This is a genomic window from Arthrobacter jinronghuae (genome assembly GCF_025244825.1).
GTDB classification, from domain to species: Bacteria; Actinomycetota; Actinomycetes; order Actinomycetales; family Micrococcaceae; genus Arthrobacter_B; species Arthrobacter_B jinronghuae.
This window is the reverse complement of sequence record NZ_CP104263.1, coordinates 59,885-72,888: the sequence shown is the minus strand read 5'-3', so window position 1 is coordinate 72,888 and position 13,004 is coordinate 59,885. Positions and strand designations below refer to the sequence as shown.

The following is a 13,004-nucleotide window of genomic DNA, read 5'->3' as shown; positions in this document are numbered from 1 at the left end:
CATGCTTAGGGGTATGTCTAATCGTGCCGGCCAGCGTGCCGAACCTTCCGACCTTGTAGATCTCACTGCCCTTCTGGACGCCTATTACGACGTCGTACCGGATCCTTCCAATGTCGCCCAGCGAGTAGTGTTCGGCACCTCCGGGCACCGGGGATCCTCCCTCAACGGGGCGTTCAATGAGCAGCACATCGCCGCGATCACCCAGGCCATCGTTGAATACCGCACGTCTGCGGGAATCACCGGACCGCTGTTCATGGGCAAGGACACGCATGCGCTGTCCGAACCGGCACAGAACACCGCGCTGGAGGTCCTGGCCGCCAACGGCGTGAATGTGCTCATTGATGCACGCAACGGGTTCACCCCCACCCCGGCCGTGAGCCATGCCATTCTGGTGCACAATTCCACGCGCACGGAACAGGCTGACGGCATTGTGGTCACCCCTTCGCACAATCCCCCGGCAGACGGCGGCTTCAAGTACAACCCGCCCACGGGCGGACCCGCCGGATCGGACATCACCAACTGGATTGCCGACCGCGCCAACCAGCTGTTGGAGAACGGCCTGGACGGGGTCCGGCGCATTCCGCTGGGCGAGGCACGCCTGGCCGATTCGGTGGGCACCTATGACTTCCTGGCACACTACGTGGAAGACCTGCCCGCGGTGCTGGACCTGGATGCCATCCGCAGCGCCGGGCTCCACATCGGCGCCGACCCCCTCGGCGGCGCCTCCGTGGACTACTGGGGCGCGATCGCGGAACGGCACTCACTGAACCTGACCGTGGTCAATCCCAACGTGGACCCGCAGTGGGCCTTCATGACGCTGGACTGGGACGAGAAGATCCGCATGGACTGCTCCTCGCCGTACGCCATGGCATCGCTGATTTCCCGGGCCGGGGACTACGACATTGCCACCGGCAACGACGCCGACGCCGACCGGCACGGCATTGTCACGCCGGATGCGGGACTGATGAACCCGAACCACTACCTGGCGACCGCCATTGACTACCTGTACCGCAACCGCTCCGGCTGGAGCGCTGACGCAATGGTGGGCAAGACCCTTGTCTCCTCCTCCATGATCGACCGCGTCACGGCGGATCTGGGGCGGGTCCTCATGGAGGTACCGGTGGGCTTCAAGTGGTTCGTGCCGGGTCTGCTCTCGGGCGAAACCGCGTTCGGCGGCGAGGAATCAGCCGGCGCATCCTTCCTCCGGCTCGACGGCCGCCCCTGGAGCACTGACAAGGACGGCATCCTGCTGGCGCTGCTGGCCTCTGAAATGACGGCCGTCACCGGCAAGACCCCGTCCCAGCGGTACCGCGAACTGACCAATCAGTTCGGCGATCCGGAATATGCACGCGTGGACGCACCCGCCACCCGCGAGCAGAAGGCTGCGCTGGCCAAGCTCTCGCCGTCGGACGTTACTGCCACCACCCTGGCAGGCGAGGAGATCACTGCGCGCCTGACCGAGGAACCGGGCAACGGAGCGCCCATCGGCGGCCTGAAGGTGACGACGGAAAACGCGTGGTTCGCCGCGCGCCCCTCGGGCACTGAAGACGTTTACAAGATCTACGCTGAGTCCTTCAAGGGCGAGGAACACCTGCACCAGGTCCAGGCCGAGGCCAAAGCCATCGTGGACGGCGTGATTTCCTAGCTTCCGCCGTAAACAGTTCGCCGTAAACAGAAGGGGGTGCACCGGCAGGTGCACCCCCTTCTGTTTATCCTGCAGCGCTTACAGCAGCCGGCGCAGGAGCCGCTTCTTCAGCCCAGTGTAGGGCGGGTACGCGAACCGGAGGGTGTCCAGCAGCGTGCCCTTGGTGAAGACCGGCCGCAGCTGGCTGAACGTGTCGAAGCTGAATTTGCCGTGGTACGCCCCGGTGCCGCTGGCACCTGCACCGCCGAACGGCAGGCCGGGTACGGCCAGCTGGACGGTGCTGGCGTTGTGGTTGATGCTGCCGGCCCGGACGCCCTCTTCGAAGGTCTTCCGGTCCGCCGCGGAGTTGCTGTAGAGATAGGCGGCCAGCGGAACCGGACGGGAATTGATGAATTTCATTGCCTCCGCCAGGTCCCGGACCTCGATGATCGGCAGGATGGGGCCGAAGATTTCCTCCTGCATCACCGGTGAATCCGGGGCTACGTCGGTGAGGATGGTCGGTTCCAGGTACAGGCTGCCGCGGTCGCTGCGCCCGCCGGCCAGGACCGTGCCGCTGTCCAGCAGCCCCACCAGCCGTTCCCAGTGCTGTTCATTGACAATCCGGCCCAGATCCTTGCTTCGGGACGGATCCTTGCCGAACTGCTCCGCGACCGCCTTCACAAGCTGCTTCTTCAGCGCCGGCGCTGCCGCTTCCGTCACCAAGACGTAGTCCGGGGCCACGCAGGTCTGGCCGGCGTTGAGCAGTTTCCCGAAGACCAGCCGGCGCGCGACGGCGGCCCAGTTGCCGTCCAGCACCACGGCCGGGGATTTCCCGCCCAGCTCGAGGGTGACCGGGGTCAGGTGTTCAGCGGCCGCCTGCAGGACAATCCGCCCCACCCGCTCCCCGCCGGTGAAGAAGATCGAATCGAAACGCTCCTTCAGCAGTGCGGTGCTGGCCTCCTGCCCGCCCTCGACCACGGCTACAGCTTCCGGGTCCACGTAGCGCGGGAGCAGGTCCGCCAGCACGGCCGACGTCGCCGGGGCCAGTTCGCTGGGTTTGAGGACCGCCGCGTTGCCTGCGGCGAGGGCACCGACCAGCGGCGCCAGGACCAGCTGCACGGGATAGTTCCAGGGACCGATGATCAGTACCACGCCCAGCGGCCGGGGTTCGGTCCGGGCCGACGCCGGCTGCAGGCCCAGCGGAACGGGAACCCGCCGGCTGCGGGCCCACTTCTCCAGATGCTTCAGAGCGTGTTCCGCCTCCGCCCGCACCAGTGAAAGCTCGGTGACGTAGCTTTCGAGCGGATTTTTACCCAGGTCAGCGGCCAGCGCGTCCGCTAGTTCTTGTTCCCGCTCGTGAAACAGCCGGACCAGCCCCTCGAGCTGCTGCCGGCGCCAGGCGAGCGGGCGGGTGCGGCCGGAGTCGTAGGTTTCCCGCACCCTGGCCAGCACGGCGGGAACTGCTGCGGGGGACCCGGCGACGTCGGTGGAGGAATCGCTGGAGGATTCGGAGAATGCGGAGACCATCTCGCTCATGCCTGGGTGCTTTCCTTGCGGGAGGTTTCGTCTGCAGAAGCCGGTTTCCGGCCGGTGAAGTGGTCCATGGACTGGTAGACCTTGAAAACGCGCCCGGCCACCACGTCCCACGCCGGTTGGGGCAGCACATTGCGCAGGGCACTGCCCAGGGCCACGGTCCACGGCAGCTGGATCCGCGCCTTCCCGGCGAGGAGCGCCTCCCAGGCCTTGTCGACCACGTATTCCGGTTCCATCAACGGAGTCATCAGCGGTCCCCTGGCCCCCTCGAACATTCCGGTCTTGATGTAGCTGGGGATCAGGGTGGTTACGGCAACGTGCCCGTTGCCCGATTCGGTGAGTTCCAGCCGCATGGAGTCGCTCCAGCCGATGACGGCCCACTTCGACGCCGTGTACACACTCATTTTCGGCACGGACAGCGTTCCCGAGGCCGAAGCCACGTTGAGGATGCGCGCTGGGGTGCGCCGCTCGATCATGCCGGGCAGGAACGCCCGGGTGACCTGCATGGGCGCCAGCGTGTTGACCTGCATCACCGCGTCGATGTCAGCCTCCGGCGCGTGCTCCCAGAAGTACTTGCCGCGCACAATCCCGGCGTTGTTGATCAGGATGTCCGGCACACCTACCTCGCGGATGACCTGATCGGCAGTGGCCGTGATGTCCGGCAGGGAGGCAACATCGACCGCGTAGGGGTGGATGGCCGACGCGCCCAGTTCCCGCAGCTGCGCGGCGGTGTCCTCCAGGGCCTCGGCGTTGAGGTCCCACAGCACCACTGATGCCGCGCCTTCACGCACGGCCCGCTCAGCGTAGAGCCGGCCCATGCCCATGGCTGCCCCCGTGATGAGAACTACGCGTCCTGCAACTGAAATGCTCATGCTGCTCCATCGTCCGATCGGTTGTAGTCCAGGCCCGGCCCGGCCCGGCACCGTGCACTGTTCTTATGCAACGTAACATCCCGGGAATCCCCCGGCGGATAGAATCGAGCCAACACACACATGTCTTCCGGAAGGCACCACCATGAGCAGATTCGGTACGGACTGGACCCTCCACGGAGACGGCAAGACCATCCGGCCGGGCAGCTACGTTGCCCCCGAGGAACGCCTGAGCTGGCCGCGGACCATCAGCATCGGCTCCCAGCACGTGGTGGCCATGTTCGGCGCGACCTTCCTCGTGCCGCTCCTGACCGGCTTTCCGCCCGCCACCACCCTGCTGTTCTCCGGCATCGGGACCATCCTGTTCCTGATCATCACCGCCGGACGGGTTCCCAGCTATCTGGGTTCAAGCTTTGCCTTTATCGCTCCAATCGGAGCGGCCACCAACCAGCACGGTCCCGGCGGCGCCCTGGGCGGCATCATCATGGCGGGCTTTGTCCTGTTCCTGGTCGGACTCGCCGCGCAGCTTGCCGGCACCCGCTGGATCCAGGTCCTGATGCCGCCGGTGGTCACCGGCACCATAGTGGCCCTGATCGGCCTCAACCTGGCCGGTTCGGCACGGGACAACTACGAGCAGGGGCCGCTCACCGCCACCGTCACCGTGGTGGTGATCCTGCTGACCACGGTCCTGTTCAAGGGATTCCTGGGCCGGCTGTCGATCCTGGTTGGCGTGGTGGCCGGCTACATCACGGCCATGCTGCAGGGCGAGGTGGATTTCCAGGCCATCGGCGATGCCGCCTGGATCGGGCTGCCCGAATTCATGTCCCCCACCTTCCACTTCTCCGTTATCGGCCTTTTTGTTCCGGTGGTCCTGGTACTGGTGGCCGAAAACATCGGACATGTGAAATCCGTTGCCGCGATGACCGGCCGCGACCTGGACCCGTACGCGGGCCGGGCGCTGATGGCCGATGGCCTGGCCACCATGCTGGCCGGTTCCGGCGGCGGTTCCGCCACCACCACCTACGCGGAGAATATCGGTGTGATGGCGGCCTCCCGCGTGTACTCCACGGCTGCGTATTGGGTCGCGGGCATCGTGGCCATCCTGCTCAGCCTGTTCCCGAAATTCGGGGCCATGATCGCCACGGTGCCGGGCGGCGTGCTGGGCGGCGCCGGCGTCGTCCTCTACGGCATGATCGGCATCCTCGGCGTGCGTATCTGGGTGGATAACCGGGTCAACTTCTCCAACCCGATCAACCTTTCCACCGCCGGCCTGGGCCTGATCATTGCCATCGCGAACTTCACCTGGGTAGTGGCCGGGCTGGAATTCGGCGGTATTGCCCTCGGCACCGGCGCCACCTTGATCGCCTACCACGGCATGCAGGCGATCGCCCGCTGGCGGGGGACGGATCCGGACGAGCCGCAGGAGGACGCCGGGGCCAAGCCAAGCCGGCTCGGCTGAGCCGCCGGCCGGCCCGGATCAGGCTCCTTCCAGTGCCTGGCGCGTAGCCCGCGCCAAGTACTTTGCCGCCTGTTCCATGGCATCCTGCGGCCGCTGGACCATGTCCAGCAGGCTGACGGCCGCAACAATTCCGTACTCCTGCAACTGGTCAGGGGTCAGGGTGATTCGGCCGGCCACGGCCACCACGGGGATGCCGGCGTCCCGGGCCCGGGCCGCCACCTCCAGGGGTGCCTTGCCGTAGCGGGACTGCTCATCCAGGGAGCCTTCGCCCGTGAGCACCAGGTCGCAGCGTGTGAGCGCCAGGTCCAGCCCGGTGAACGCGCTGAGCAGTTCGAACCCGGGGTTCAGCGACGCGCCGGTGAACGCCAGGAACCCGGATGGAAAGCCGCCTGCCGCGCCGGCGCCGGGAATGTCGACGTCGACGCCGGTCGCGGACTTCAGCAGTTTTGCCCAGTTACCCAGTGCGTCCTCGAGGACCGCCTGCGCCGGGGAGTCGGCGCCCTTCTGGCCGCTGAACACGGCCACCGTGCCTTCCGGGCCGAGCAGCGGGTTCGTTACGTCGGCGGCGATCTTCAGGTCCACGCCGGCCAGCCGTGGATCCAGGCCGGCAGCGTCCAGGGAGACGGCCTGCGCCAGGGCAGCTCCCCCGGGAGGCACCGGCGCTCCGGCGTCGTCGAGGATCTTCAATCCCAGGGCCGTCAAGGCGCCGGACCCGCCGTCCGTCATGGCCGAGCCGCCGATTCCAAGGATGATCGTGCGCGCACCTGCATCCAGTGCCTCAGTGATCAGCTGCCCGCTGCCGTAGCTGGTGGCCGCCAGCGCGGTCTCGGGTGTGGGATCCAGCAGGGTCAATCCGCTGGCCCGCGCGGTTTCGATCAGGGCAGTATCTCCGCTGAGCGCCCATACGGCGGTGATTTCCCGCCCAAGCGGTCCCCGGACCCGGGCGGTGCGGGCCTCGGCCCCTGCAATCAGTGCAGCGTCAAGGGTGCCCTCGCCGCCGTCCGCCACCGGTACAGCGGTGACCTTGGCTTCCGGGTAGACCGCCAGCACACCTTCACCCATGGCTGCCGCGGCCTCCGCGGCGCTGAGTGATCCTTTGAATTTGTCCGGAGCAATAACTACACGCATGCCCTCATCCTGCCAGCAGGGACGGACAAGACCGTCCAAGTAGTCCTTACCTCCACTGCCCGCGGTCTTTGAGGACGTCCACGAGAATGTCCGAACGGTCCGAAACGATGCCGTCCACCCCGAGGTCCAGCAGCCGGTTCATGGTGGGCGCGTCGTTCACCGTCCAGACGTGGACCTGGATGCCGGCGCGGTGGCAGCTGCGGACAAAACCCGGCGTCACCACGCGCAGAGGGCCGAAGCGCAGCGGAACCTGGACGCACTGGAAACGGCCCGCCCGGGCGAGGACCGCGGCTACGCCCAGCGGGGCGAGCAGACGCAGCGCAGCAGTCAGGGCACTGCCGGCGGAGCTGGCAGCCGGCCGGCCCAACCGGCGCAGGGCGCTAAGCCGGCGGACGTCCGAGAAGGACGCCACTAGGACACGGTCATGGGCAGAGTGTTTTTCGATCAGGTCCGCAAGCAGTGCTGCTCCGGCAGCGTCCTTGATGTCTACATTCAGCCGCATTTGGGGCCACTCGGTCAGGAGTTCTTCGAAGGTGGGGATCCGTTCCGCCCCGCCCACCAGTACCTCGTCGAGTTCTTTCCGGGTGAGCCGGCTGATTTTGCCCACCACGCCGCCGGAAAGGCGGTCCACGGTTTCGTCGTGGAAGGCCATCAGGATACCGTCGCGGCTGGTGCGCACATCCGTTTCCAGGTAGCTCAGTCCCAGGTCCGCGGCGGCGCGGAATGCCGAGAGCGTATTTTCGTAGCCGTCGGGGGAAAAGCCGCGGTGCGCCAGGGCGATGGGTGCCGGCGGGGACTCCGGGTGCGCCGTTTCGGTGTCGCGGGGCGCACGGAAATATGGATAAGTAGCCAACACATTCGTACCTTACCAAGGGCCGGACTGTGCGGGGGCGGGCCGCGCCAGACCGCACGCGCCTAGACTGGCAGCACCTCGACCGGCAGCAGTCCCTGCAGCCGCCTTGTTCCGTGGAGGTCAGTACCGTGCCTGACAAACTTCCCGTGTGGCGCCGCTTCGGAGCACGTTGGCCGCTCCGGCGCCTGCTGAGAAGTGCCGGCAGGGCTCCCGCCACCCTCACCTTTATTGCCTTGTTCTGGATCCTGGGGGCGTTCACATTCTTCCGCGGCCCGGAGGGGCCGGTGCTGGACTGGGCGGCTGCTTCCGTGAGCACCGTGGCCGGCAATCCGGCACCCCTGCTCCTGTGCTGCTTTTGGGCGGGAGGCCCGACCGGCTACCTCGGCGGTACCCTGTTGGCGCTGCTGGCCGGGTTACCCGGCGAGCGGCAACTGGGAACCGGACGGTTCCTGCTGGCCGGTTTCGGCGGTCAAGTCACGGGGCTGCTGCTGACCACCGGCTTCGCCTACCTGACCAGCGCCTCCATCGGCGACTGGTCCCGCGCCCTTGTCTCCGAGTCCTTCGTGGGTCCGGTGGCCTTCCTGGCCGCCGCGGCCGCTGCTGCCAGCGCCCGGCTCGGGACCCTGTGGCGCCGCCGCCTGCGGCTCACCCTGTTTACGCTGCTGATACTGCTGGCGCTCTACGGAGGAACCTTCTCCTCTCTGACGGTTCTGGGCGCGGCCACTGCCGGCGCACTGGCCGGGCCCTACCTTGCGGGCCGTCGGCCGTCGATTCCACACAGGCTGGTGAGCAGCAGGCGGGAGGCGCGGGTGCTGGTGGCCCTGGTTGTGCTGGCTTCCGCCGCGGGCCCGGTGATCAGCGCCCTGAGCAGCCAGGCCGTGGGACCGCTTTCGGTACTGCGGTACCTCTTTACGGACGTGGAGGTGAGGACTCCGGCAGAGCTGGAGCAACTGTGCGGTGAAGCGGCGGATTCAGCGCGGTGCATCGCCGCGCGTGTCCAACTGCGTGCCGGCCCGGCCGCATTCTTCCTGGCTACCCTGCCCCTGGTGCTGCTGGCTGTTTTTTCCGACGGACTTCGACGCGGGCGCCGCTTCGCCTGGCTGGCCGCACTGCTGCTGCAGGGGGCTATGACGGTGCTGGCCGCGGTGCGGATCGGCCGGCTATTGACCGGGGAAGAACCGGGCACCCTGGCCCCCGGCACCGGAAGTTACATCGCACTGGTACTGCCCATGGCCGTTCCGTTGGCGGTGCTGGTGCTGCTGGCTTTGACCCGCGGACTCTTCACCGTTTCCGCGCCTGCCGGCACCTACCGGCGGCTGGCGGGCACAGCCGTCCTGGCGGCCGTTTTGCTTGCCGCGCTTTACCTGGGCGTGGGCCTGGTGAACCGGAACGGTTTCTCGCCGGCCGCGACCCCCGGGCTGCTCACGGCCGATCTACCCGGACGCTTCCTTCCTGTCCTCGAGGTGACCAGCCGGGCTCCGGGCATTGTGCCGGAGAGCCTGCCGGCGGTCCTGCTGTATGAAGGCGTCGGGGTAGCCTTCTGGATCCTGGTGTGCGTCCTGCTGCTGCGTTCCTTCCTGGTTCCGCCTTACAGCCCGGCAACCGCTGATGCGGTCCGCGCCCGTTCGCTGCTTCGAATCCACGGCGGCAGCACCATGGCCTGGATGACCCTCTGGTCGGGCAACAACTACTGGTTTTCCCCCAGCGGGAATTCCTATGTGGCCTACCGGATGGATAGCGGAGTGGCGCTGAGCGTCGGAGAGCCGGTGGGACCCCGGAATGAAGTGCGCAGCGCCGTCGAGGGCTTCTCGGCTTTCTGCACCGCAAACGGCATCACTGCGTGTTTCTACTCCGTGGGTATCCAGGTGCGGGACCTCACCAGCAGGCTGGGCTTTTTGTCCCTTCAGGTGGCCGAGGAAACCGTACTCCAACTGGGCTCCCTCGCGTTCAAGGGCAAGAGATTCCAGGACATCCGCACCGCCATGAACCATGCCCGCAAGGAGGGCATCCGTGCTCAGTGGATACGTTATCCCGCGGCACCGCTGGCCGTGAAGGACCAACTTCACGCCATTTCGGAGGAGTGGGTGGCGGACAAGAACATGCCCGAGATGGGCTTTACCCTGGGCGGGCTGGAAGAAGTGGATGACCCGGAGGTGCGCTGCCTGCTGGCCATCGACGAAGACGGTACCGTGCATGCGGTGACGTCCTGGCTCCCGGTGTACCGGAACGGGGTGGTAGAGGGCTGGACACTGGATTTTATGCGCCGGCGCAGCAGCGGCTTCCGGTTGGGGATGGACTTCCTCATCGCGTCCGCGGCACTGTCGCTCCAGGACGAGGGCTTTTCCTTCCTCAGCCTTTCCGGCGCACCTTTGGCCCGCGCCTACGGGGAGACGGACGACCACGACGGAACCGGGGAGGGACAGCCCATGATGGACCGGCTGCTGGACCGGCTGGGCGAAACCCTGAAACCGGTGTACGGCTTCCGGTCCCTGCTGGCTTTCAAGGCCAAGTTCGCCCCGGAGTACCTGCCGTTGTTTATGACCTACCGAGACCCGGCGTCCCTGCCCGCCATCGCCAACGCACTGGCGCGGGCCTATGTTCCGGGCCTGTCTTTGGGGCAGGGACTGTCGCTGGCCCGCCGGATCGTGGACCGTACCGCATGAGGACGCCCCGGCCGTGATGGCCCTGTCCCTGGTTGACGGGATCCTTCCCGTCCTCGCTCTGGCACTGGGCGCGGCTTCGCTTCTCTGGCTCGGGATTGCGGGGAGGCGGCTGGGCCTGCGCCGGATCCTGGTCTACGCAGTAGTTGCGGCGGTCTGCACCGCACTGCTTTATGTGCTGGCAGAAGTTATATTCCATTGGTGGAATGCTTCGCTTCCACGGACGCTCTACCTCTACTCTGCCCTGGCAATCCTGGGGCTTCAGTTGGCGTCCGGGCTCATGGCAGCTCCAGGCACCCCGTTGTCCCGCCGGGTAGCGGGCATTGCGGCCGGGCTCGGAATACTGCTGGGTTTGGCCTGCACGGTGAACCTCGCCTACAACCAATACCCCACGGTTGGATCCCTCCTGAACCCGCCCACGGCCACGGATGATCCCATTCCCGCTCCCGCCGACGCAGGAGCGGACCGCCCCGCTGCCTCCGAAAGCAGCTGGTCCCCGCCGTCGGACATGCCCGGGGAGGGCACTGTCTACCGCGACGAAATCCCCGCTACCGCCTCGGGGTACGCGTCCAACACTGCGCTGATCTATCTTCCGCCGGCCTATCTGGCGGACCCGGGTGCCGTCAGCCTGCCGGTGCTGGTCCTGATCCACGGCCAGCCGGGATCCCCGAACGACTGGCTCATCAGCGGCCGCATAGCTGAAATGATGGATGACTTTGCCGCCCGCCACGCCGGCCTGGCACCGGTTGTCGTAATGCCCGATGCGAGCAACGCTTCCAATCCCGACTGGCCGCTGTGCATGGACACTTCCGTCAGCGACTCCGCAACCTATCTGGCCCGGGACCTTCCCGCCTGGGTGCAGCAGCAGCTCGGGGCCGGGACGTCCGGGGCGCACCAGTGGGCGATCGCGGGGTATTCGTTCGGCGGCACCTGCGCAGTGCAGCTGGCAGCGAACCACCCCGATGTCTATCCCACGTTCCTGGATATCGCCGGAGAGAACCAGCCCACCGATGCGGACGGGCAGCAGGCCCTGCTGGACACCTACTTCGGCGGCGACAAGGCCGCTTTTGCAGAACAGAATGCCGTGGACCGGTTTCACCGGATGGCGTTTCCGGACCTTGCCGGGATCGTCGTCGTCGGCCGCGAAGACAAGGTCTACGCGCCGGAAGGCCGGCAGGTGTACGAAGCGGCCCGGGCTGCCGGCGCGGACGTGCAGTTCCAGGAGCTTCCGGGCGGACACTCCTGGCAGGTCTGGCGGGCCGGGCTGGAGAACAACCTGGACTGGCTGTGCAGCCGGCTTGGCATACTTGAGCCATGAGCCTGGACCCCGCACAACATCCCTCCCCCGCCGCAAATCCGCTCAGGCGGCTGCTGCATGCAATCAGCCGCGCAACCTCGCCGCATGTGACCCTGCTGGTGATCCTGGCCGTCGGCCTCCTGCCGGCATTGGCCCTGACTCTCGTGTCCGCGGAGGTCTATGACTCGGTCGCCGACGCGGACGGCGTGGCCGGGCTGGACCGGCCGGCACTGGAAGCGGCGCTGGGGCTGCGCACTCCCGCGCTGGATTCCGCGGTCACCGGTTTCACCAACCTCGCCGGGACCATCGGCATGCCCGTCATCGCCGGGCTCGTGGTGCTCGTTATGTGCCTGCGCTGGCGCTCCTGGACGCCGCTGATCCTCACGGCGGCCGCAGCCGCCGGTTCCCTGCTCATGACGGTCACCGGAAAGGCTTTGATCGGGCGTACCCGGCCGGAACTGGCGGATGCCGTTCCGCCGTACGAATCCTCCGCCTCGTTTCCGAGCGGACACACCCTGAACTCGATCGTCATCGCGGGGATCCTGGCCTACCTGGTGATCCTGCACGTGCATAACCGCTGGGCGAAGGTCTTCGCAGGGCTGGCGGCAGCGGTCTTCACGTTTGCCGTGGGCCTGAGCCGGGTCTATCTGGGCCACCACTGGCTGACGGATGTGCTGGTGGCCTGGACGCTCGGAGCGGCCTGGCTCGCGGTGGTGATTACCGCGCACCAGCTTCTGCGGAGGCTTCCCGAACATCGAGCAGCCGCTCAAGGATCACCGCCACGCCGTCGTCCGTGAAGCCCGGTGCCGTGTAGTCCGCCGCCTGGCGGGCATCCGGGTGGCCGGTTGCCATCGCGTAGCCCCGGCCGGCCCAGTCCAGCATGGAGATGTCGTTGGGCATGTCGCCGAAAGCTATGGTCTCCGCCGCGCTGATGCCCTTCCCCTTGGCGTAACCGGCCAGAGTGGCGGCCTTGTTCAGTCCCGGCAGGGACATTTCCAGCAGCGGCATCCGCGGTGCCGAATGCGTGGTTTCCACCAGTTCGGCCACCGCCGGCGCCACCCGGCGCAGGAACTCGTCCGGGGAGATGTCGGTTCCCCGGGCGAGGAATTTCGCCACACCGGGCTGGCCCGCAAGGGATTCACGCAGCGGTCCGGGCACTATGCCGCCGAGGAGTTCCACGGATCCGGTGTCCACGAAGCCGTCCTCCAGATGGAGGCCGTCCACCGTCTCCGCCGCGAAACGTGCCCGCGGGAACAGGTCCCGGATGACCTCCGCGGCGGCGAACATCTGCTCCAGCGGGAGCAGCTGCGTGGAGATGACCCGCTCGGCGGCCAGGTCATACGTGATGGCCCCGTTGGAGCAGATCACGGTGCCAACATGTCCGATCCGCTCGCGCAGCGGATCCAGCCAGCGGGGCGGGCGCCCGGTCACGAAGACGACGTCGATTCCTGCTGCCATGCAGGCACGGAAAGCCCTCACGGTCCGGTCGCTGATGCTGTTGTCCGCACCCACGATGGTGCCGTCTAAGTCACTTGCTATCAGCCGTACCGGCAGCCGCTGTTCCTGCATGCCATCAAGCTT

The 13,004-nt window shown here is 67.1% G+C and carries 10 protein-coding genes; 5 read left to right on the top strand and 5 right to left on the bottom strand.

Going from position 1 to position 13,004, the window contains the following annotated elements; genetic code table 11:
- The first annotated feature begins 13 nt into the window (after window positions 1–13).
- Entirely contained in the window at window positions 14–1,645 is a 1,632-nt protein-coding gene (pgm, locus tag N2K98_RS00345; protein WP_255864443.1) for a phosphoglucomutase (alpha-D-glucose-1,6-bisphosphate-dependent), read from the top strand.
- Between the two features lie 78 nt (window positions 1,646–1,723).
- Here the strand turns inward: pgm and N2K98_RS00340 are convergent, their stop codons facing one another.
- Together N2K98_RS00340 and N2K98_RS00335 are read right to left on the bottom strand one after the other, a co-directional pair.
- Entirely contained in the window at window positions 1,724–3,160 is a 1,437-nt protein-coding gene (locus N2K98_RS00340; RefSeq protein ID WP_255796267.1) for an aldehyde dehydrogenase family protein, read from the bottom strand.
- Complete coding sequence (locus N2K98_RS00335) at window positions 3,157–4,029, bottom strand: SDR family NAD(P)-dependent oxidoreductase (protein ID WP_255796268.1); 873 nt, start codon at window positions 4,027–4,029, stop codon at window positions 3,157–3,159. Before N2K98_RS00335 ends, N2K98_RS00340 begins: the two co-directional genes overlap by 4 nt.
- Before the next feature lie 142 nt (window positions 4,030–4,171).
- Here N2K98_RS00335 and N2K98_RS00330 point away from each other — a divergent pair, with 142 nt between their 5' ends.
- Entirely contained in the window at window positions 4,172–5,485 is a 1,314-nt protein-coding gene (locus N2K98_RS00330) for a uracil-xanthine permease family protein (protein ID WP_255796269.1), read from the top strand.
- A gap of 18 nt (window positions 5,486–5,503) precedes the next feature.
- On the opposite strand, the gene N2K98_RS00325 is transcribed toward N2K98_RS00330, so the two are convergent.
- The gene (locus N2K98_RS00325; protein ID WP_255864444.1) at window positions 5,504–6,613 is read right to left on the bottom strand and encodes a glycerate kinase; all 1,110 of its coding nucleotides are present in this window, start codon (window positions 6,611–6,613) and stop codon (window positions 5,504–5,506) included.
- 46 nt (window positions 6,614–6,659) lie between these two features.
- Entirely contained in the window at window positions 6,660–7,469 is an 810-nt protein-coding gene (locus N2K98_RS00320; protein WP_407079861.1) for a glycerophosphodiester phosphodiesterase family protein, read from the bottom strand.
- A 125-nt stretch (window positions 7,470–7,594) separates the two neighbouring features.
- Between N2K98_RS00320 and N2K98_RS00315 the strand changes: the two genes are divergently transcribed.
- The 3 genes from N2K98_RS00315 to N2K98_RS00305 are packed head-to-tail and all read left to right on the top strand — an operon-like array spanning window position 7,595 to window position 12,220.
- Window positions 7,595–10,129: a bifunctional lysylphosphatidylglycerol flippase/synthetase MprF gene (locus N2K98_RS00315; RefSeq protein ID WP_255864446.1), complete on the top strand. Its 2,535-nt coding sequence runs from the start codon at window positions 7,595–7,597 to the stop codon at window positions 10,127–10,129.
- A 16-nt stretch (window positions 10,130–10,145) separates the two neighbouring features.
- Window positions 10,146–11,444, top strand: coding sequence for an alpha/beta hydrolase (locus tag N2K98_RS00310; RefSeq protein ID WP_255864837.1), 1,299 nt, complete (start codon window positions 10,146–10,148; stop codon window positions 11,442–11,444).
- Window positions 11,441–12,220, top strand: a complete 780-nt coding sequence (locus tag N2K98_RS00305; protein WP_255796274.1) for a phosphatase PAP2 family protein — start codon at window positions 11,441–11,443, stop codon at window positions 12,218–12,220. Before N2K98_RS00310 ends, N2K98_RS00305 begins: the two co-directional genes overlap by 4 nt.
- Here the strand turns inward: N2K98_RS00305 and N2K98_RS00300 are convergent.
- Complete coding sequence (locus N2K98_RS00300; protein ID WP_255796275.1) at window positions 12,141–12,992, bottom strand: HAD family hydrolase; 852 nt, start codon at window positions 12,990–12,992, stop codon at window positions 12,141–12,143. The genes N2K98_RS00305 and N2K98_RS00300 overlap by 80 nt on opposite strands.
- Window positions 12,993–13,004 lie beyond the last annotated feature (12 nt).